This is a genomic window from Stenotrophomonas sp. YJH_SMC_46 (genome assembly GCF_059370315.1).
In genome coordinates, this window is sequence record NZ_JCAFTO010000002.1 from 473,749 (window position 1) to 493,482 (window position 19,734).

16 protein-coding genes are annotated in these 19,734 nt (G+C 67.5%); 10 read left to right on the forward strand and 6 right to left on the reverse strand.

The window, feature by feature from the left end; genetic code table 11:
* Nucleotides 1–92 precede the first annotated feature (92 nt).
* Nucleotides 93–986, forward strand: coding sequence for an NAD-dependent epimerase/dehydratase family protein (locus AC5P8C_RS07215; RefSeq protein WP_019660752.1), 894 nt, complete (start codon nucleotides 93–95; stop codon nucleotides 984–986).
* 213 nt (nucleotides 987–1,199) lie between these two features.
* A complete protein-coding gene (locus AC5P8C_RS07220) occupies nucleotides 1,200–3,731 on the forward strand; it encodes a methyl-accepting chemotaxis protein (protein ID WP_495218509.1) in 2,532 nt (843 codons plus the stop codon).
* 78 nt (nucleotides 3,732–3,809) lie between these two features.
* Here the strand turns inward: AC5P8C_RS07220 and AC5P8C_RS07225 are convergent, their stop codons facing one another.
* Complete coding sequence (locus AC5P8C_RS07225) at nucleotides 3,810–4,196, reverse strand: DUF2628 domain-containing protein (protein ID WP_019660750.1); 387 nt, start codon at nucleotides 4,194–4,196, stop codon at nucleotides 3,810–3,812.
* A gap of 214 nt (nucleotides 4,197–4,410) precedes the next feature.
* Here AC5P8C_RS07225 and AC5P8C_RS07230 point away from each other — a divergent pair, with 214 nt between their 5' ends.
* Nucleotides 4,411–4,581 (forward strand): hypothetical protein, encoded by a 171-nt coding sequence (locus AC5P8C_RS07230; RefSeq protein WP_021204097.1) that lies wholly within the window; start codon nucleotides 4,411–4,413, stop codon nucleotides 4,579–4,581.
* A gap of 57 nt (nucleotides 4,582–4,638) precedes the next feature.
* Here the strand turns inward: AC5P8C_RS07230 and AC5P8C_RS07235 are convergent, their stop codons facing one another.
* Nucleotides 4,639–6,681: a TonB-dependent receptor domain-containing protein gene (locus AC5P8C_RS07235; protein WP_329842486.1), complete on the reverse strand. Its 2,043-nt coding sequence runs from the start codon at nucleotides 6,679–6,681 to the stop codon at nucleotides 4,639–4,641.
* 494 nt (nucleotides 6,682–7,175) lie between these two features.
* Here AC5P8C_RS07235 and mdoH point away from each other — a divergent pair, with 494 nt between their 5' ends.
* From mdoH to hemC, 5 genes are all read left to right on the forward strand, one after another.
* Nucleotides 7,176–9,101, forward strand: a complete 1,926-nt coding sequence (gene mdoH / locus AC5P8C_RS07240) for a glucans biosynthesis glucosyltransferase MdoH (RefSeq protein WP_019660748.1) — start codon at nucleotides 7,176–7,178, stop codon at nucleotides 9,099–9,101.
* A gap of 50 nt (nucleotides 9,102–9,151) precedes the next feature.
* A complete protein-coding gene (locus tag AC5P8C_RS07245) occupies nucleotides 9,152–9,811 on the forward strand; it encodes an alpha/beta hydrolase (protein WP_019660747.1) in 660 nt (219 codons plus the stop codon).
* A gap of 3 nt (nucleotides 9,812–9,814) precedes the next feature.
* On the forward strand, nucleotides 9,815–10,858 hold the full coding sequence (locus AC5P8C_RS07250; RefSeq protein ID WP_233653711.1) for a sensor histidine kinase: 1,044 nt from the start codon (nucleotides 9,815–9,817) through the stop codon (nucleotides 10,856–10,858).
* Between the two features lie 10 nt (nucleotides 10,859–10,868).
* Nucleotides 10,869–11,600, forward strand: coding sequence for a LytR/AlgR family response regulator transcription factor (locus tag AC5P8C_RS07255; protein WP_019660745.1), 732 nt, complete (start codon nucleotides 10,869–10,871; stop codon nucleotides 11,598–11,600).
* Nucleotides 11,601–11,980: 380 nt separating this feature from the next.
* Complete coding sequence (hemC, locus tag AC5P8C_RS07260) at nucleotides 11,981–12,892, forward strand: hydroxymethylbilane synthase (RefSeq protein ID WP_019660744.1); 912 nt, start codon at nucleotides 11,981–11,983, stop codon at nucleotides 12,890–12,892.
* Nucleotides 12,893–13,020: 128 nt separating this feature from the next.
* On the opposite strand, the gene AC5P8C_RS07265 is transcribed toward hemC, so the two are convergent.
* Nucleotides 13,021–13,797, reverse strand: a complete 777-nt coding sequence (locus AC5P8C_RS07265) for a DUF481 domain-containing protein (RefSeq protein WP_019660743.1) — start codon at nucleotides 13,795–13,797, stop codon at nucleotides 13,021–13,023.
* A gap of 107 nt (nucleotides 13,798–13,904) precedes the next feature.
* Nucleotides 13,905–14,507: a LolA-like protein gene (locus AC5P8C_RS07270; RefSeq protein WP_495218510.1), complete on the reverse strand. Its 603-nt coding sequence runs from the start codon at nucleotides 14,505–14,507 to the stop codon at nucleotides 13,905–13,907.
* Between the two features lie 83 nt (nucleotides 14,508–14,590).
* Between AC5P8C_RS07270 and AC5P8C_RS07275 the strand changes: the two genes are divergently transcribed.
* A complete protein-coding gene (locus tag AC5P8C_RS07275; protein WP_019660741.1) occupies nucleotides 14,591–15,562 on the forward strand; it encodes a helix-turn-helix transcriptional regulator in 972 nt (323 codons plus the stop codon).
* 26 nt (nucleotides 15,563–15,588) lie between these two features.
* The gene (locus tag AC5P8C_RS07280) at nucleotides 15,589–16,383 is read left to right on the forward strand and encodes a MetQ/NlpA family ABC transporter substrate-binding protein (RefSeq protein WP_021203869.1); all 795 of its coding nucleotides are present in this window, start codon (nucleotides 15,589–15,591) and stop codon (nucleotides 16,381–16,383) included.
* A 141-nt stretch (nucleotides 16,384–16,524) separates the two neighbouring features.
* Here the strand turns inward: AC5P8C_RS07280 and glpK are convergent, their stop codons facing one another.
* Both glpK and glpD read right to left on the reverse strand, forming a co-directional pair.
* A complete protein-coding gene (glpK, locus tag AC5P8C_RS07285; protein WP_134735038.1) occupies nucleotides 16,525–18,024 on the reverse strand; it encodes a glycerol kinase GlpK in 1,500 nt (499 codons plus the stop codon).
* Nucleotides 18,025–18,127: 103 nt separating this feature from the next.
* Nucleotides 18,128–19,615 carry a glycerol-3-phosphate dehydrogenase gene (gene glpD, locus AC5P8C_RS07290; RefSeq protein ID WP_495218511.1) on the reverse strand — a complete coding sequence of 496 codons (1,488 nt, stop codon included), beginning with the start codon at nucleotides 19,613–19,615 and terminating at the stop codon, nucleotides 18,128–18,130.
* Nucleotides 19,616–19,734 lie beyond the last annotated feature (119 nt).

Sequence of the window (19,734 nt, forward strand, 5' to 3'; positions counted from 1 at the left end):
AATTGCAATTGCGCCCTATCGCAGACGACATGCAGCGTGCCTAGAATCGAAGCATCCCGGTAGTTCCCGGGCGCTTCGAGTGAATGGACTCAATGAAGATTCTGCTGACCGGCAGTTCCGGGCGGATCGGGCGCGCGATCTTCGGCGCATTGGCGGCCTCCCACGAAGTGGTGGGGCTGGATCGCAGCCCATTCGCCACCACCCGCATCATTGCCGATGTCACCGATCACCAGGCCGTCGCACGGGCGGTGCAGGGCGTTGACGCGGTGATCCATACCGCCGCCCTGCACGCACCCCACGTCGGCCTGGTGCCGGACGGGGTGTTCCACCAGATCAACGTGGAGGCGACCGCGCACCTGCTGCAGGCCGCACGCGAAGCCGGGGCGCGGCGATTCGTGCTGACCAGTACAACCGCGCTGTATGGCCACGCCGTGGTCGCCGGTGGCTGCCGTTGGATCGATGAAGACACCGAGCCGTTGCCGCGCACGATCTACCACCGCACCAAGCTGCAGGCCGAAGCACTGGCCGAAGCCGCTGCGGCGCCGGCCTTCAGCGTGCGCGTGCTGCGCATGGCCCGCTGCTTCCCCGAGCCGCCCGAGCGCATGGCGATGTTCCGCCTGCACCGCGGTATCGACGCACGTGATGTAGCCAGCGCGCATGCTGCACTGCTGCTGGACGAAGGCGCCGCTTTCGCGCGTTACATCGCGTGCGCTCCGACGCCGTTCCGGCGTGAGGATTGCCTGGAGCTGGCCACCCACCCGCGCAGCGTGCTGGCACGCCGCGCGCCACAGCTGCTGGCCGAGTTCGAACGACGGGGCTGGCCGCTGCCGTTGAGCATCGATCGCGTCTACGACAGTGCCCGCCTGCGCAGCGTGCTGGGCTGGCAGCCGCGCTTCGGCCCGGACGACGTGCTGCAGCAGTACGCCGCCGGCAGCATTGAGGTGCTGCCAAGGGCGGAGTGGATCAAGGATCGGGTCGCCGAATGAGATGGTCGCAGGGGGCGGGGCACCGAGCCCACTCTGAGCAGGTTCAGGAATGTGCAGGCCGCTGGCCTCAATCTCGATGGCGGCCGGCCGCTAAACCCGGTGTGCCTCGTGCACCGGGCGCGGCCCGGCGGCCGGTGGCCTGCGCGACGGATCGCGCGCCTGCGCGGTGTCCTCGTGACGCCGGTCGTCCTGAATTGCCTTGCGGACCCTCCCATGCCTTCTTCCCGCTCCGCCACTGCCCAACGCCCGGGCAGCATCGCCCACAAGCTGATGCTGGGCACCGCTGTGATCGCGCTGCTGTGCTTCGGCCTGACCGCGTTCCTGATCTACCGGCAGGCCAGCGCCAGTCTGATCAGCGCCTCGCGCCAGACCATGACCAGCGAGGCCAACGCCGAGGCGCGCCAGGTGGCGGCTGACCTGGGCACCGCCTTTGCCAGCAACGATGCCATGGTTGAAAGCGTGCTGGCCCAGCGTGCCCGTGGCGACGTGCCCGACCGCGCCAGCCTGGCGGCGGTGCTCGGCGAACAGCTGCGTGCTCATCCGCAATGGCTCGGCAAGAGCACCATGTGGGAGGCCGATGCCTTCGACGGCAAGGATGCGGAGTTCGTCAATAGCGAAGCACACGATGCCACCGGCCGTTACATGAGCTACTGGGCCTGGCAGGACGGCAAGCCGCAGCAGTCGGTGATGACCGATTACACCGAGACCGCCAGCGGATCGGGCGACTGGTACATGGGGCCCAGCCGTGACAAGCTGCCCAAGGTCAGCGAACCCTACGCCTATGACATCGCCGGCCAGAAGGTGCTCATGAGCACCCTGAGCACGCCGATCATCGAGAACGGCAGATTCCTGGGCGTGTTCACCGTGGACTTCTCGCTGGCGGCGTTGCAGAAGCACCTGGCCACGCTGAAGCCGATGGGGGCCGGTCGTGTCGAACTGCTGTCGCCGAAGGGTGTGGTGCTGGCCTCGGCCAATGCCGCCGAGATCGGCAAGCCGCGCAGCGACGCGCAGACCCGCAGCATGCTGGCCGACATTGCCGCCGACCGTCCGTTCGAGGCCTTCACTCCGGATGCGGCCGGCAATGTGCGGGTGTATGTACCGCTGCGGGTCGGCGATGCGCCGCAGCGTTTTGCCCTGGGCGTGGTGATGCCGCACGCGGTGATCGTGGCTGAGGCACGCCAGCTGCTGTGGCTGACCCTGCTGGTCGGCGTGATCGCCGCGCTGAGCCTCAGCGCCGGTGTCCATGTACTGCTGCGCCGCCTGGCGATCCGCCCGTTGGCCGAAGCGGTGCGCGTGGCCGGTGATGTCACCGCCGGCAAGCTGGACAGCACGCTGCCGGCGCGCAGCAACGACGAAGTGGGGCGCCTGCTGGACGCGATGCAGGGCATGCGTGGGCAGTTGCAGTCAGTGATGGCTGCGCAGGCCGAAATGGCGCGCCGCCACGATGCCGGGGAACTCAGCTACCGCATGGATGCTGCGGCGTTCCCGGGCGAGTACGGCCGCATGGTGGCCGACAGCAACCAGCTGGTGGCCTCCAGCAATGCGGTCACCCAGCGCCTGGTCGAGGTGATGCAGCGCTACGCCGTGGGCGACCTCAGCGTGGACATGGAAGCGCTGCCGGGCGAGAAGGCGGCATTCACCGCCGCGATGGCAACCACCAAGGGCAACCTAGCCGCGATCAACGAGCAGATCCAGCAGCTGGCCGCCGCCGCCGCTGCCGGTGATTTCGCCGTGCGCGGTGATGCGCTGCGCTTCGAGCATGATTTCCGCCGCATGGTGGAGACCTTGAACACAATGATGCAGGTCAGCGACCACAACCTGGCTGCACTGTCTACGCTGCTGCGCGCGATCGCCGCCGGCGACCTCACTGCGCGCATGCAGGGTGAGTTCCACGGGGTGTTCGCGGTGATGCGCGACGATGCCAACAGCACCGTGCAGCAGCTGACTCAGATCGTCGGACAGATCCAGCAGTCGGCGGCCAGCATCCGCCTGGCCGCTGGCGAGATCGCGGCCGGCAACAGCGACCTGTCGCGCCGCACCGAACAGCAGGCCGCCAATCTGGAAGAAACCGCCGCGTCGATGGAGGAACTGACCTCCACCGTGCGCCAGAATGCCGACCACGCGCTGCAGGCCAACATGCTGGCCGGTTCCGCAGCGGGCGTGGCCAGCGAAGGGGGCGAGGTGGTCAGCCAGGTGGTGCAGACGATGCAGCAGATCGAAGCCTCGTCGCAGCGCATCGCCGAGATCATCTCGGTGATCGATGGCATTGCGTTCCAGACCAACATCCTGGCATTGAACGCGGCGGTGGAAGCCGCGCGCGCCGGCGAGCAGGGCCGTGGCTTCGCCGTGGTCGCCAGCGAAGTCCGTGCGCTGGCGCAGCGCTCAGCGGGTGCCGCCAAGGAGATCAAGGAGCTGATCGACGCTTCGGTGGCACAGGTCGGAGCCGGTGCGCAGCTGGTGCACGGTGCCGGACGCACCATGCAGGACATCGTCGGTCAGGTCGGCCGCGTGAATGAGATCATGGCCGAGATCTCGGCCGCCTCGCGCGAACAGTCGGCCGGCATCGAGCAGGTCAACCAGACCGTGGTGCAGATGGACGAAACCACCCAGCAGAATGCTGCACTGGTGGAGGAAGCCAGTGCAGCAGCCCGCGCGATGGAGGAGCAGGCCGAGCAGCTGGCGGTGGCGGTGTCGCGCTTCCGCCTGCAGGCCGGGCCGATGGCCACGGCACGCCGCGCGGCCTGAGCCAGAAAACGAAGACGCCCGGCGGAGGCCGGGCGTCGCTTGCATCCTTGCCGCGCATCCCTGCGCAGGTCTGATGGCTCAGAACATGCCTTCAAACGGGTTCCAGCTGGTGCGCCCTTCCACCTTCTCCAGGTAGTAGCTGTAGTTGGTGCTGGAGGCGACCAGCAGGTTCATGGCGATGAACAGCATGCGCCCGACAACGTCGGGAAGGAACATGGTGATGATGGCGAGTACGATGTTGATGCCGATCACCACCAGTGCCTTGCGCCACATGCCAAGGATCAGCAGGTAGATGGCGCCGAAGAACAGCGCGAAGAAGTTCAGGTTGATCTTCAGGCGGTCACCAAAGGACAGCGCCTTCCAGGCCTGCTTGAAGCCGGGGTTCTTGGGGGCGCCGTGCTGGCGGAAGAAGTTGAAGCGGAACTGCCACTTCGGGCTGAACTGGGACAGGTCAGTGGTATTCATTGGGGAAACATCCCTGTGAGAAAACGTTTTCATGATAGGACAAGTCCTATTCAGGATCCAAGCGCTGCCGTCAAAAATGTGACGCCTGCCTTGTTCCGACGGCTGCGGCCCGGCGCCGCACCGTCACCCGCCCGCCTTGTTTTTAGGTTAGGGTGCGCAGTTCCGCTGCCGCCGCGGTTGACCCCGGCGGCGGCGGGATGTCCATGGAGGTTGCATGACTACAGCTGCTACACCGGAAAACGCACCGGGGCCGGTGCTCCTGCCGACACCTGAAGTGGTGCAGGCACAACAACTGCTCGCGCGCCAGCAACTGGCGGTGGCGATGGACCGTGCGCGCACGGCCGCCACGCGGGACGCGGCGCCGGCCGCGCTGGAAAGCGAGTAATCCGCCACCGTTGATCGCGCTGGCATCACGCCAGCGCGATCACGGCGCGCGCGGGGCTCAGAACCGTGCGGTCATGCTGAGGAAGTAGCTGCGCCCAGCGACGAAGTAGTCGGTGGAGCCTTCGGCATACAGCGTCTTGTCGGCCAGGTTGCTGATGCCACCGCGCAGGGTCAGCACCTCGTTGACGTTAAGCGCTGCGGTCAGGTCATACAGCGTGTAGGCCTTGAGGAAGGTCGTCGCCGTGCCGGTCTGCCTGCCGGTGTACTGCGCCGACAGGCTGCTGGAAAACACCGTGTTGGGCGTCCAGTCCAGCGACGAATAGCCGGAGAATTCCGGCGTATCGATCAGGTTGCGGCCGGTAGTCAGGTTCCTGGCTTCCTTCATCCAGGTTGCCGAGGTGCGCCAGCGCCAGTGCTCGCCGAAGCGGAAATTGAGGTTGCCTTCCATGCCGCTGGTGCGTGCGCGCTGCACGTTGCTCATCCGTGTCCACCAGATGCCGTTGAACCTGCCCAGCGGTGCGTACTCGATCTTGTTCCTGAAGTCGGTGTGGAAGTAGGTCAGGCCGGCATCGACCAGGTCGTTGTCGAAGCTGATGCCGATCTCGCGGTTGGTGCTGGTTTCCGGGTCCAGGTCCGGGTTTCCGGCCATGTAGCAGCCGCCGCGGGTATAGCCCAGCGGGATCAGCGAGGTGCAGCCACGGCCCCCGGACTGGGTGGCGGCGCTGGGCGAGTTCTCGGTCAGGCTGGGCGCGCGGAAGCCCTTGGAAACGCCACCGCGGATGGTCCATTGCTCGGCCGGATGCCAGACCAGGTAGGCGCGCGGGCTGACGTGGCCACCGAACTTCTCATGGTGGTCCAGGCGCGCGCCCAGGGTCAGTGCCAGGGTGCGGTGCAGCTTCAGTTCGTCTTCTACGAACAGGGCCCAGGTATCCACTTCCAGATCGGAACCGCTGACGGCATTGCCGGCATAGTCGATCGGCGCGCGGCCGATGGTATCGGTGTTGGTCAGTTCCTGGCGCTTCCACTGGCCGCCCACGGCAAACTGGTGTTCAACGCCGAGGGTGAACGGCGTGGTCAGGTTGCCCTCGATGATCGTATCTGTTGCTTCGGAACGGCCGGTAGCACCGATGTTGTTCCTGTACTCGGTCCAGTACGCACTGATCTTCGAATTGCCGAAGCTCCACTTGCCATCGTGGTTGAGCGCCAGCGAGCTGCGCTTGAGCTCACTGGCACCCCACGCGCTTTCATCCTGCTTTTCCAGCGACGCATCGATGAAGGCCTGCTGCACGCCATGGCCGGCTTCCAGCGACAGCGCCTGCGCGTCGCTCAGGTTCCACTGCAGCAGCGCGTCGACATTGCGGTCCTTCTCGCCCGCATAGGCATTGCCGTAGACACCGCCGTTGGAGCGGTCCGAATCGCGGCGCATGCTGTTGGCGCCGATGCGCAGGCCAAAGCGCTCGCCGAGCGGGCCGGAGAACGTTGCGCCGATCTGCTGGGTATCGCCGCGCTTGCCGTCAGCGGGGCGGGTGTAGCTGTGGGTGGCGCTGCCGCTCCAGTCATCACCGATGCGCTTGGTGATGATGTTGATCACCCCGCCCATGGCATCGGAGCCATACAGCGACGACATCGGCCCGCGCACCACTTCGATGCGTTCGATCTGCTCCGGCGAGATCCAGTTCAGATCCTGACGGCCGAGGTCGGGGCGGTAGTTGGTCGACGCCGAGCTGCCCATGCGCTTGCCGTCCACCAGCACCAGCGTGTAGTTCGACGGCATGCCGCGCAGCTTGATCTTGGACTGCTCGCCGACCGCGCTGAGGCCACCGGTCACGCCCGGCACACGGCTGAGCAGGGTGGCCAGGTCGTGCACCGGCTGACGTTCGATGTCCTCGCGGCTGATTACGCTGATGCTGGCCGGGGCATCCTTGATCCATTGCTGGTTGCCCGAGGCGGTAACCACCACGGTATCCAGATTCGTGGTGGAGGCATCGGCGCTGGCCTCTGCGGCAGCCATGCCGGGCAGGCCAAGCAGGCAGGCGGCGGCCAGGGCGCTGGCCAAGCGGGTGCGCGGCGGGCGCGCGGGACGGGAACGGGACAGGGGCATGATGGCTTCCATCGGAGGAGGGAGACCCGATGGAGGCAGCAGGCGCACGCAGACAGCGGGCAGCTCCCTTCCATGGGTCATACGGCGCCGGGGCTGGAACCGGCGCAGCTGGGTGGGTTTTGACCGTGCGGACGACGGCAACCTGCCTGGTTCATGAAATGATAACCGTTCGCATTTGTTACGATCCAGCACAGGAGGCGACGAGGTGACATCCGATACCTGGCTGCCAGACTCGCCTGCTGTTTGCTGAATGGGGATAAATCCCGGCGTAGGCCTTCGCACCCGGCTTACATCCGGCGCCCTAGACTGGGCCGCATTTTCGATTCCGCCCTGTTGGAGATCGTGTGGGTTCCGGTAGTGACAGACAGCGACTGCGCGGCGTGAGGCCGACGCAGCCAGGACAAGTGCGGGCGCCGGGAAAGCGCGCCGGGAACCTTGGTGCATGCAGCCCGGCCGGGATGGCCGGCCGTGCCGACCGCGCGGAGTAGGCGGCAATGGGGGTGCAGACCATCCATGCGGAAGCGGATACGCCCCGGCTTGATGCCGGCTGGGCGCTGCTGCCGGTGGAATCGCCGTTGCAGATGCCCGAGCAGACCCTGCGCGAGGGCCATCTGAAGGTTCGACGCCACCGCACCTCGCCGCGGCTGATCGGCCTGCGCCGGTTCTACATCTTCGGCGGCACGCTGGCGATGACCGCCATCGCTACCCGGATGATGTGGCGGGTGCTGTCGGCCAACGGCATCAGCGTGCTTGAAGCCTGCCTGCTGGTGCTGTTCGTCGGCCTGTTCGCCTGGATTGCGCTGTCGTTCGCCAGTGCCGTGGCCGGCTTCCTGACGGCGGTGTTCGACCGGGGTTACCGGCTGGGCATCGATCCGGACAAGCCGCTGCCTACGGTACACAGCCGCACCGCGCTGCTGATGCCAACCTACAACGAAGACCCGCGCCGCCTGCTGGCGGGCCTGCAGGCGATCTACGAGTCGGTGGCGGCCACCGGCCAGCTCGACCGCTTCGACTTCTTCGTGCTCAGCGACACCCGCCGCGAGGACATCGCCGGTGCCGAGGAACAGGTGTTTGCCGAACTGCGCGAGCGTGTACCTGATGGCCGGGTGCGGCTGTTCTACCGCCGCCGTGGCGACAACAGCGGGCGCAAGGCCGGCAACATCGCCGACTGGGTGCGCCGCTTCGGCGGCGCCTACCCGCAGATGCTGATCCTGGACGCCGACAGCCTGATGACCGGCGACAGCATCGTGCGCCTGGTGGCCGGCATGGAACACAACGCCGACGTCGGCCTGATCCAGACCCTGCCGTCGGTGATCGGTGGCCGTACCCTGTTCGCGCGCATGCAGCAGTTCGGTGGCCGCGTGTACGGGCCGGTGATTGCGCGTGGCGTGGCCTGGTGGCATGGCGCCGAGAGCAACTATTGGGGCCACAATGCCATCATCCGCACCCGCGCCTTCGCAGACCACGCCGGCCTGCCAGCGCTACCAGGACGCAAGCCGTTCGGCGGCCATGTGCTCAGCCATGACTTCGTCGAAGCGGCGCTGATGCGGCGTGGTGGCTGGGCCGCGCACATGGTGCCCTACCTGGGTGGCAGCTACGAAGAAGGCCCTCCGACACTGACTGACCTGCTGGTGCGCGACCGCCGCTGGTGCCAGGGCAACCTGCAACACGGCAAGGTGGTCGGCAGCCGTGGCCTGCACTGGATCAGCCGCACGCACATGCTGATCGGCATCGGCCATTACTTCACCGCGCCGATGTGGGCGATGCTGATGCTGATCGGCATCGCCATTCCATTGTTCCAGGAAGGCATTGATTTCAACGCCCTGCTGCACCTGTCGCCCAGCGTTTACTGGCGCGCACAGGACGAAGAACAGGTGGTTCGCCTGTTCGCTGCCACCATGGCCGTGCTGCTGCTGCCCAAGGTGCTGGGGTACCTGGCAATGCTTCTGGAGCCGGTCGACCGTCGTGGCTGTGGTGGCGCGATCCGCGCGTTCGTTTCGATGCTGGTGGAAACCGTGCTGGCCGCGCTGATGGCGCCGGTGGTGATGTACGTGCAGTCGCGCGGCGTCGCCGAAGTGCTGTCCGGGCGCGATTCCGGCTGGGACGCGCAGCAGCGTGACGACGGTGGTATCTCGTGGCTGGCGCTGATCCGCGGCTATGGCGGCCTCGGCGTATTCGGTGCCTTCATGGGCGTGCTGGCCTGGGCCGTATCGCCGTCGCTGGCCGCGTGGATGGCGCCGGTGGTGATCGGCATGGTGCTGGCGGTCCCGGTGGTGGCGCTGACGTCATCGCGTGGGCCGGGTACCTTCCTGCATCGGCTTGGCCTGCTCGATATCCCCGAAGAGAACATCCCGCCGCCGGTGCTGGTACGCGCTGCACAGCTGCGCCGGGAAGCGGCCGAACAACCGCCGCTGTACTGATCGCCCTGCGGCAGCGGCATAATGCGGCTCGAACTTGAAGGAGCCACATCATGCTGCAAACGGTGGAACAGGAAACCGGCGCCTCGCCGCAGTGGTCGGTGATCTGGCTGCACGGCCTTGGCGCCGACGGTCACGACTTCGCGCCGATCGTGCCGGAGCTGGTGCGTCCGCACTGGCCAGCGCTGCGCTTCGTGTTCCCGCATGCGCCGGTGCGGCCGATCACGATCAACAACGGCGTGCCGATGCGCGGCTGGTACGACATCGTCGGCATGGATTTCCGCTCGCGCGCCGACATGGCCGGCGTGCAGGACTCGGTACTGCAGCTGGATGCGCTGATCGCGCGTGAGATCGAGCGCGGCATCGCTCCGGAGAAGATCTTCCTGGCCGGTTTCTCGCAGGGGGGCGCGATCATCCTGACCGCCGCACTGTCACGCACGGCGCCACTGGCCGGCCTGATTGCACTGTCCACCTACCTGCCCGAGGCCGAGAGCGCCAAGCGCGCTGACGGTGCGGTGCAGGTGCCGGTGTTCATGGCCCATGGCAGCAGCGACCCGGTGATTCCGCAGGCGGTGGCCGTACACAGCGCGCAGGCCCTGCAGGCGATGGGCCTGGAGGTGGAGTGGCACAGCTATCCGATGGCCCACCAGGTCTGCGCCGAAGAAATCCAGGCGCTGGGTGACTGGTTGCAGGAACGCCTGGGCGCTGCCTGAGCCATGTCACCGGCCAGCGCCCCGCCGTGGATGCCGGAACTGTGCCGCCTGCCGCGGCTGGCGGCGATGCTCGGCCTGGCCGAGCTGGTGGTGGTGGTACTGGCGCTGGCGCCCGACGGTAGCCGTCACTGGACCTTCGGCGAACTGCTGTCGGCCAGCGGCTTCGCGTTGTGGCTTGCGCTGGCGGTGACCGCCAGCCTGTGCCTGCTGCGGCAGGCGCTGTCGAGGCTGCCGCAGGTGCTGGGGGCTGTGGCGGCCATCGCACTGGCGACACTGATCGCGGTGATCTGCGCCGGCATCGTGCATGCGCTGTACGCGGTGCTGGGCGACAACTTCGCCCGCGGCATCAGCTTCTGGCGCTTCACGCTGGGCAGCGCGGCCACCACCGCGCTGATCACCGCGCTGGCCCTGCGCTATTTCTACGTGAGTGACCGCTGGGCCGCGCAGGTGCAGGCCAACGCACGCGCACAGGCCGATGCGCTGCAGGCGCGGATCCGCCCCCATTTCCTGTTCAACAGCATGAACCTGATCGCCAGCCTGCTGCATCGCGATCCGGCGGTGGCCGAGCGTGCGGTGCTGGACCTGTCCGATCTGTTCCGTGCGGCGCTGGGAGCGGGCGAGGGCGATTCCACCCTGCGTGACGAATGCGAGCTGGCCGAGCGCTATCTGTCGATAGAGTCGCTGCGCCTCGGCGAGCGCCTGCAGGTGCGCTGGCAGCGCGATGAGCCGCTGCCGTGGGACCTGCCACTGCCGAGGCTGGTACTGCAGCCGCTGGTGGAAAACGCAGTGCTGCATGGCATTTCGCGCTTGCCCGAGGGCGGCACCATCGAATTGCAGCTGGTGCGCGAGGGCAACGAGCTGCAGATCCGCGTGCGCAACCCGGCGCCCGACCCGCAGGCGCCCGGACTGGCCCTGGCGCGCGGTGCCGGCCATGCCCAGCACAGCATCGGCCATCGGCTGGCCTGGCGTTTCGGCAGCGCCGCGCGGATGACGGCTGGCTGGAGCGAGGGCTACTATGCCTGCCAGGTGACAGTGCCGATCCAGTGAGGGAGCGATCGTGAGGGTAGTCATCGCCGATGACGAACCGCTGGCGCGCGAGCGCCTGCGCAGCCTGTTGTCCGCGCAGGACGGCGTGGTCGTGGTGGCCGAGGCCGGTAACGGCGAGCAGGCCCTGCACGCGTGCGCGGAGCTGCAGCCGGACCTGGTCCTGCTGGATATCGCCATGCCCGGGCTGGATGGCCTGGAAGCGGCCCGTCATCTGGCCAGCTTCGAACCCCGGCCGGCGGTGGTGTTCTGCACCGCCTACGATGCGCATGCGCTGTCGGCGTTCGAGGCTGCGGCGATCGACTATCTGATGAAACCAGTGCGCGCCGAACGCCTGGCGGCGGCGATTGCACGCGCACGCACGTTCCTGGCCGGCCGTGATGGCCAGCCGCAGGACCATCGTGGGCAACAGGCACGGAGCATGCTGTGCGCACGCCTGCGCGGCAGCCTGCGGCTGATCCCGCTGGACGACATCCACTACCTGCAGGCCGAAGAGAAGTACGTGGTGGTGCACCACGCACGTGGAGAAGACTTGATCGAAGAGTCACTGAAGTCGCTGGAAGAGGAGTTCGCCAGCCGCTTCATCCGCATCCATCGCAACTGCCTGGTGGCACGCCATGAGCTGGTGGAGCTGCGTCGTGGCACGGGCGGCCAGGTGCAGGCGATGCTGCGCCATGGCAAGCAACCGCTGGAAGTCAGCCGCCGCTGCGTGGCGACGCTGAAGCAGGAACTGCGGCATCTGTGAGGTTTCCGCGCGGCCTGCGGCCGCGACTGCTTTCAGATCAACAGCAACAGCAACAGCAACAGCAACAGCAACGGCGGGTTGGTCGGCTCGTTGGTGCTACGTACTGGGTCGGGCCGAGGTGGGGTGGCGGGACACGCTGCAAGTACATCCCTGTAAGCTCGATGGCGCCTTGCTCGTGTGCGCTGTCCTGCGCACACGGCAAGACCGGGGTTGGGCGTCCTGCCCAACCCGCCCGAGGCATGCCTCGGGCCCATGGCGCCAACGGTCCCGCCACCCCACCCCGCCCGGCCAAGCGCGGCTGTTGCTTTCACGACCCCTCCGCCAGCCACGAGGGGCTCCGCCGTTGGCCGTATCCGCGCCGGAGGCGCGATAATGACCGGATGGAAACCGTCCGCATCGCCACCCGCAAGAGCCCGCTCGCCCTCTGGCAGAGCGAACACGTCGCTGACCGCCTGCGCCAGGCCCATCCCGGCCTGCATGTGGAACTGGTGCCGATGAGCACCCGCGGTGACGAGGTGCTCGACCGCTCGCTGGCCGCGATCGGTGGCAAGGGCTTGTTCCTGAAGGAACTGGAGCTGGCCATGCTGCGCGGTGAGGCCGACTGCGCCGTGCATTCTTTGAAGGACGTGCCGATGGAACTGGACGAGCCGTTCGCGCTGCCGGCAATCCTGCCCCGACACGATCCGGCCGATGGCTTCGTCTCCAACCTGTACGCCTCGCTGGACGCGCTGCCGATCGGTGCGCGGGTCGGTACCTCGTCGCTGCGTCGCCAGGCGCAGCTGCGCGCGCTGCGCCCGGACCTGGAACTGCTCGACCTGCGCGGTAACGTCAACACCAGGCTGGCCAAACTCGACAACGGTGGCTACGACGCCATCGTGCTGGCCGTGGCCGGCCTGGAGCGCCTGGGCCTGGGTGAGCGCATCGTCGCGCGCCTGCAACCGCCGCAGTGGTTGCCGGCCCCGGCGCAGGGCGCGGTGGCGGTGGAGTGCGATGGCGGCAATGCGCACCTGAGGGCGCTGTTCGGCCAGCTTGATGACGCGGCTACCCGTGCCTGCGTGGAAGCCGAGCGGGCAATGAACCGTGCGCTGCATGGCAGCTGCCATGTGCCGGTGGCGGCCATCGCGCAGTGGCAGGGCGACGACCTGCACCTGCAGGGGCTGGTTGGCAGCGCCAGCGATGGCCGTGCGGTGCGTGCCGAGGCGGTGGGCCCGGCCAATGCCCCGGAAGCGCTGGGCCAGCGCGTGGCGAACATGCTGCTGGACGATGGCGCCGGCGAACTGCTGAACGTCTGAGCCCCGATGTCTGTAGAGCCGAGCCATGCTCGGCTGCTCTTCGCCGGGAAAATCCCGGGCTTCGCGCTCAAGTCGAGCATGGCTCGACTCTACAAAAACGAAACGGGCGCCCTCGGCGCCCGTTCTGCTTATTTGAACTTGTAGACCACGTTCATCGTGGTCAGCGTATCGGTCTTGCGCTTGTCGACAGCGACGTCGCTGTTGTAACGCGCCTGCCAGCCGGCCTTCAGCGCCAAGTGCTCGTTCATGCTCACCGACACGCCGAAGTCGTTCTGGCCGAAGGTGTTGTACGAACCGGATTCGACCAGCAGGGTGTTGACCAGGTCGGTGTTGTCGGTCAGCGAGTACTTCATGTCGAACAGGCCGCGGCCGATCATGCCGGTGCGGGTGCGGTCGTCCTCGGTGCTGTGGGTGCGGCGCACACCGGGACCGATCTGCGCGTCGAACGAGAAGCGCTCGGTGTTCCACAGGCGGGTGCCGTAACCCAGGCCGAACGAGCTCTGGCGGTCGTAGGTGGCGAAGTCGTCGCGCTCGGTACGCACCGTGGCCGTCAGCTGGCGGTGCTCGCCCAGCTGCAGCGCGCTGCCGGCACTGCCGGTGTAGCGATTGGCCGTGGTGTTGTTGCGGCGGGTGGTGGTGCCGTCATCGCGGGTCTCGGTCACCTTGGAGCTGGAGCGCAGGCCGGCCAGGTCCATGCTGTGAACCCAGTCGCCGTCGGTGTAGCGAAGGCGCAGGCGGCCGTTGAAGCTCTCGGTGCTGCTGTTGCCGCGTGCCGAAGCGAAGCCGAGCTCGCCGCCACTGCCGCTCCACGGCGAGGACATCGCCGCCAGTTCGGAGGCATCCTGTGCGTACGCGAGCGGCGCGCACAGCAGCAGGGGGATCAGCAGGGACACGCGCAGGAACATCGGGACTACTCCGAAGCGGTTGACAGCCGGTGATGATACTGGAAGCGTGATGGCGGTCCGAATCGATCCAAACGCCCGCTTCAGCAGACGTTGCCGCGACCGCCCATTCAGGGCAGATCGACGCGCACCGCCGGGTCGTTGAAGCGCGAATAGCGCAGCCGCAGCTGGAAACTGCGGCCATTGCTGCGGCCGCTGCGCACGATCTGGCGTGGCAGGCCCTGGGCATCCACCCAGTACTCCAGGCGTTCACCGGGCTGGCTGCCGCGCAGCCGGTAGTGACGGGTCTCGACCCCGTCCAGCGCCTGGCTGCCGAGGTCCTCGGCCTGCAGGTCGGCGGGCAGGGCGTCGGCCGGCAGCGGGTTGCGCCACTGCTCGAGCAGGCCGGGCGGGGCCGGCACCTGGCGGATCGCACCGTCGGCCTGCAGGAACAGGGTGTCGCCGATGATGGTCTGCGGACCGGCCGGCGTCTCCACCCGGAAGCGGTCGGGGGCGACGAAGTCCATGGCGCTGCGTACCCGCTGCGGCGCGCCCAGCACCTCCAGTTCGGCGTGGAAGCTGCGCAGGGCGGCGAAACGCTGGCTGGCGGCCAGCACCGCCTGTGCCGGATCGGCGGCGGGTACCGGCGCCTCGGTGCCCGCCGGCGCCGGCGCGCGATCACAGGCGGCCAGCAGCAGGCAGGCCAGCAGGGACAGGGCAGGCAACCGGCGCATCGGGCATTCCATGGGTGGGTGGGGGCGACCACGATAGCCCAAACGTCCCACACAAGACCCGCGACTCGGACATAATCGGGGGCATGGACCGATACGAACGCATCACCGCCCTGCATCGTCTGCTCAAGTCCGCGCGCTATCCGGTGACGGTGGCGACCCTGCAGGACAAGCTCGGTTGTTCCCGTGCCACCGTCTACCGCGACCTGGCCTTCCTGCGCGATGCGCTGATGGCACCGATCGAGGGCGACGGCGAGGCAGGCTTCCGTTACCAGGCCGACGAGAGCGACCGCTTCGAACTGCCTGGCCTATGGCTCAGCTCGGAGGAGCTGCATGCCCTGCTGGCTTCGCAACACCTGCTGGCGCGCACCGGCGGTGGCGTGCTGTCGTCGGTGCTGGCGCCGCTGCAGCAGCGCATCGAGAGCCTGCTGGCGGCCCAGGCGGGCGTGTCCAGCTGGCCGGTGGACCGCGTGCGGGTGATTCCGCACCGTGGCCGCAAGTTCGACGAGGGCAGCTTCCGCAGCGTTGCCTCGGCCGTGCTGGAGCGTCGCCAGCTGGCGTTCGAGTACCGTGCCCGTTCCACCGACGAGCCGACCAAGCGTACCGTCTCGCCGCAGCGCCTGACCCATTATCGCGACAACTGGTACCTGGATGCCTGGGACCATGACCGCGAGGCGCTGCGCAGTTTCGCCGTGGACCGCATCCACAAGGCACGGGTGATCGACAGCACCGCCCGCGATGTCGCCGACAGCGAGCTGGACGAGCAGCTCGGCGCCAGCTATGGCATTTTTTCTGGTGCGCCGAAGGGCTGGGCGACCATCCTGTTCAGCGCCAAGGCCGCGCGCTGGGTGGCCGACGAGCACTGGCATTCCAAGCAGCAGGGCCGCTTCCTGGCCGATGGCCGCTACGAACTGAAGGTGCCGTACAGCGTCTCGCGCGAGCTGCTGATGGACGTGCTGCACTATGGTTCGGATGCCGAGATCATCGAGCCGGTGATGCTGCGCGAGCAGGCCAAGGCGCTGCTCGAGCTGGCCCTGAGCAACTACGAAAAATCCTGACACTCCCCCCGAGAACCCTTCCGCCCATGAAGAAGACCCTGTTGCTGCCCCTGCTCGCCGCTGCGCTGGCCCTGACCGCCTGCGGCACGTCCGGCGAGCCCTCGCAGAAGCTGGTGGTGGCCGCCACGGCCGTGCCGCATGCCGAGATCCTTGAAGTGGTCAAGCCGATCCTCAAGCAGGAAGGCGTGGACCTGGACGTGCGCGTGTTCAACGACTACGTGCAGCCCAACGACCAGCTGGTGCAGAAGCAGGTGGACGCCAACTACTTCCAGACCGAGCCGTACCTAGATGCCTACAACCGCGATCGCAAGACCGATCTGGTGAAGGTGATCGGCGTGCATATCGAGCCGTTCGGTGCCTATTCGCGCAAGGTCAAGTCGCTGGCCGAGCTGCGCGACGGTGCCGACGTGGTGATCCCGAACGACCCGAGCAACAACAGCCGCGCGCTGATCCTGCTGCACAAGGCCGGCGTGATCGAGCTGAAGGATCCGGCCAACGCGCTGTCGACCCTGCGTGACATCACCGCCAACCCGAAGAACCTGAAGTTCCGCGAACTCGACTCGGCGATGCTGCCGCGCGTGCTGGGCCAGGTGGACCTGGCACTGATCAACACCAACTACGCGCTGGATGCCGGCCTCAACCCGACCAAGGACGCTCTGGCGATCGAGAGCAAGGATTCGCCTTACGTGAACTTCCTGGTCGCGCGCCCGGACAACAAGGACGACGCCCGTGTGCAGAAACTGGCCAAGGCCCTGACCAGTCCGCAGGTGAAGGCCTTCATCGAGACCAAGTACAAGGGCGCGGTGCTGCCGGCGTTCTGATTGCCGGCGCCAATGTCCCTGTAGAGCCGAGCCCATGCTCGGCTCTGCGTTTTTTGCGGCGCCCCACCAACGGCAGCCGAGCATGGCTCGGCTCTACAGTGTCACTCCACGTGTGCCGCAGCAGGGCAGGGCATTGCAGTTTCAATCCACGTGGAAGGCGAGGGTGGCGGCAACCGCCTGCTGCCATCCTGCATACAGCTTCTCGCGCCGGGACACCTCCATCTGTGGCTCGAAGCGCCGGTCCAGGCCCCATTGCGCGGTGATCTGTTCGCGGCTGGACCAGAACCCGACGGCCAGGCCGGCCAGATAGGCCGCACCGAGCGCGGTGGTTTCGGTCAACCGCGGCCGCAGCAGCGGCACACCGAGGATGTCTGCCTGGAAGCTGGCCAGGAAGTCGTTGCCGATCGCACCGCCATCGGCGCGCAGTTCGGTCAGCGCGATACCGGCATCGGACTGCATTGCATCGAGCACGTCGCGGGTCTGGTAGGCCATCGCTTCCAGCGCGGCGCGCACGAAATGCGCCTTGCGGGTACCGCGGGTCAGGCCGAACATCGCGCCGCGCACATCGCTGCGCCAATAGGGCGCGCCGAGGCCGACAAACGCCGGCACCAGGTAGGCGCCGCCACTGTCGGGTACCTGTGCGGCCAGCGCCTGGCTGTCGCTGGCGCGTTCGATCATGCGCAGTCCGTCGCGCAGCCACTGCACCACCGAGCCGGCGATGAAGATCGACCCCTCCAGCGCATACTCCACGCGCCCGTCCAGGCCCCAGGCGATGGTGGTCAGCAGGCCGTTGCGCGAGCGTACCGCCTGCGTGCCGGTGTGCATCAGCATGAAGCAACCGGTGCCGTAGGTGTTCTTGACCATGCCCGGCTGGAAGCAGGCCTGGCCGAACAGCGCCGCCTGCTGGTCACCGGCGATGCCGGCGATCGGGATCGGGTGGTCGAAGAAGAACTGCGGCCGGGTGTGTGCGTACACCGCACTGGAGTCGCGCACCTGCGGCAGCATCGCGCGCGGGATGTCCAGCAGCGCCAGCAGGTCTTCATCCCAGTCCAGCGTGTGGATGTTGAACAGCAGGGTGCGCGCGGCATTGCTGTAATCGGTCACGTGCGCCTGGCCACCGCTGAGGTTCCACACCAGCCAGCTGTCGATGGTGCCGAACAGGAGCTCGCCACGCTCGGCGCGCTGCTGCGCACCTTCCACGTGGTCGAGGATCCAGCGCACCTTGGTCGCGGAGAAATAGGCGTCGATCAGCAGGCCGGTCCGCTCGCGGACCAGCGCTTCATGCCCGTCGGACTTCAGCCGCTCGCAGATGGCGTGGCTCTGCCGCGATTGCCAGACGATCGCGTTATGGATGGGCTGGCCGCTGGCGCGGTCCCAGACCACGGTGGTTTCGCGCTGGTTGGTGATGCCCAGCGCAGCGATATGGCGCGGATCGATCTGTTCGCGGCTGAGCAGTTCGGTCAGCGTGGCGTAGACGCTGGTAAGGATCTCGCGCGGGTCATGCTCGACCCAGCCGGGCTGGGGGAAGATCTGTGCGAATTCGCGCTGTGCACTGCCGACGATGTCGCCGGCACGGTCGAACAGGATCGCGCGCGAACTGGTGGTGCCCTGGTCGATGGCCAGCACGTAGCGGGGCGTCATGCAGCGTCTCCGGTAGAGCGGTCGGGGTAAGGTACCTCAGCTTCCTGCAGAGCCGGGCCATGCTCGGCTGCGTTGTGCGGATGCAACCGAGCATGGCCCGGCTCTACACGCTGGCTTGCCCCATCCACGCCTGCAGCCGTGCCACCTGCGCCGCGTCCAGCCGCAACCCCAGCTTGCTCCGCCGCCACAGCACGTCCTCGGCATTCGAGGCCCATTCGTGCTCACGCAGGAAAGCGACTTCCCGCGCGTGCAGGCCGCCGCCAAAGTCTTCGCCAAGATCGTTCACACCCTGCAGGCCATGCAGCAGCTCCGCGCTGCGGCTGCCGTAGGCGTCGGCCCAGCGGCGTGCGATTTCCTCGGGCAACCACGGTGCCAGCAACTGCAGGCGCGAGTACGCCTGCGTGGCGTCGCCCCAGTCGCTGCCAGGCAGCGGGTCTCCGCCTGCCGTCCACGCCGGGCCCATCTGCGGCAGCGCCGGCCGCAGCAGCTCCAGCGCTTCCTCGGCCAGCACCCGGTAGGTGGTGAGCTTGCCTCCCAGCACGTGCAGCGCCGGTGCCGGGTGGGACTGCAACTGCAGGCGGTAATCACGGCTGAGTCGTGCCGCACGCGGATCGGGATCGGCCAGCAACGGGCGTACGCCAGCGAACCGCCAGGCCACCTCCTCCGCTGCGATGGGATCACGCAGGTAGCGATTGGCCGCATCACACAGGTACGTCACCTCCGCAGGGAGCACGCTGCAGCGCGCCGGGTCACCGCGATAGTCGGTGTCGGTGGTGCCGACCAGCAGGTGGTCGTGGGCGAAGGGCAGAAGGAACACCACGCGCCCATCGGGCTGCTGCAGCAGGCAGGCGCTGTCGCTGGGCCAGGGGCGGCGCAGCACGATGTGGCTGCCCTGCACCAGGCGCAGCGCGGGGCCATCGCCGCGCCCCTGCATCTGTTCCAGCAGGCCGCCGGCCCACGGACCAGCCGCATTGGCAACGGCGCGCGCAGTCACCGGGTGCGGCTGGCCATCGGCGGATTCCAGAACGGCCTGCCATCGGCCGTGAACGGGGCGCAGGTCGATGCAGCGGCTGCGGACCCGCACCTGTGCGCCGCGCTGCGCGGCATCCAGGGCGTTGAGCAGCACCAGCCGCGCGTCATCGACCTGCGCATCGGCGTAGCTGAAGCCGATGCGCAGCGAGGGGGAGAGCCAGCGACCCAGCGGATCGCGTTGCAGGTCCAGTGCGTGCGATGCGGGAAACGCAGGGCTGCGCCGGCCCAGATGGTCGTACAGCCACAGTCCCGCGCGCAGCATCCAGCGCGGGCGCAGGTGCGGTTCCCAGGGCAGGACGAAACGCAGAGGATGGACCAGGTGAGGGGCTTGCCGGCGTACCGTCTCACGCTCACCCAGCGCTTTGCGCACCAGGCCGAATTCGCCCTGTTCGAGGTAGCGAAGGCCGCCGTGGACCAGCTTGCTGCTGGCACTGGAGGTATGCGCGGCCAGGTCATGCTGTTCGCACAGCAGGACGCGCAGTCCGCGTCCGCTGGCATCACGGGCGATGCCGGCGCCGTTGATGCCGCCACCGATCACCAGCAGGTCGACTTCCTCCATCGCGCCTTCGCACCCTGTTTGTCTAGAGCCGAGCCCATGCTCGGCTGCTTTCCCGATAGTCGAGCATGGGCTCGACTCTACAAAAAGGCAGTCGAGCATGGGCTCGACTCTACATAAAA

Excerpts from the sequence above, each read along its gene's own strand:
- AC5P8C_RS07215 (WP_019660752.1), top strand. The coding sequence starts at position 93 with ATGAAGATTCTGCTGACCGGCAGTTCCGGGCGGATCGGGCGCGCGATC.
- AC5P8C_RS07225 (WP_019660750.1), bottom strand. The coding sequence starts at position 4,196 with ATGAATACCACTGACCTGTCCCAGTTCAGCCCGAAGTGGCAGTTCCGC.
- AC5P8C_RS07265 (WP_019660743.1), bottom strand. The coding sequence starts at position 13,797 with ATGTTCCTGCGCGTGTCCCTGCTGATCCCCCTGCTGCTGTGCGCGCCG.
- AC5P8C_RS07270 (WP_495218510.1), bottom strand. The coding sequence starts at position 14,507 with ATGCGCCGGTTGCCTGCCCTGTCCCTGCTGGCCTGCCTGCTGCTGGCC.
- AC5P8C_RS07275 (WP_019660741.1), top strand. The coding sequence starts at position 14,591 with ATGGACCGATACGAACGCATCACCGCCCTGCATCGTCTGCTCAAGTCC.
- AC5P8C_RS07230 (WP_021204097.1), top strand. The coding sequence starts at position 4,411 with ATGACTACAGCTGCTACACCGGAAAACGCACCGGGGCCGGTGCTCCTG.
- hemC (WP_019660744.1), top strand. The coding sequence starts at position 11,981 with ATGGAAACCGTCCGCATCGCCACCCGCAAGAGCCCGCTCGCCCTCTGG.
- AC5P8C_RS07235 (WP_329842486.1), bottom strand. The coding sequence starts at position 6,681 with ATGCCCCTGTCCCGTTCCCGTCCCGCGCGCCCGCCGCGCACCCGCTTG.
- AC5P8C_RS07220 (WP_495218509.1), top strand. The coding sequence starts at position 1,200 with ATGCCTTCTTCCCGCTCCGCCACTGCCCAACGCCCGGGCAGCATCGCC.
- glpK (WP_134735038.1), bottom strand. The coding sequence starts at position 18,024 with ATGACGCCCCGCTACGTGCTGGCCATCGACCAGGGCACCACCAGTTCG.
- mdoH (WP_019660748.1), top strand. The coding sequence starts at position 7,176 with ATGGGGGTGCAGACCATCCATGCGGAAGCGGATACGCCCCGGCTTGAT.
- AC5P8C_RS07245 (WP_019660747.1), top strand. The coding sequence starts at position 9,152 with ATGCTGCAAACGGTGGAACAGGAAACCGGCGCCTCGCCGCAGTGGTCG.
- glpD (WP_495218511.1), bottom strand. The coding sequence starts at position 19,615 with ATGGAGGAAGTCGACCTGCTGGTGATCGGTGGCGGCATCAACGGCGCC.
- AC5P8C_RS07280 (WP_021203869.1), top strand. The coding sequence starts at position 15,589 with ATGAAGAAGACCCTGTTGCTGCCCCTGCTCGCCGCTGCGCTGGCCCTG.
- AC5P8C_RS07250 (WP_233653711.1), top strand. The coding sequence starts at position 9,815 with ATGTCACCGGCCAGCGCCCCGCCGTGGATGCCGGAACTGTGCCGCCTG.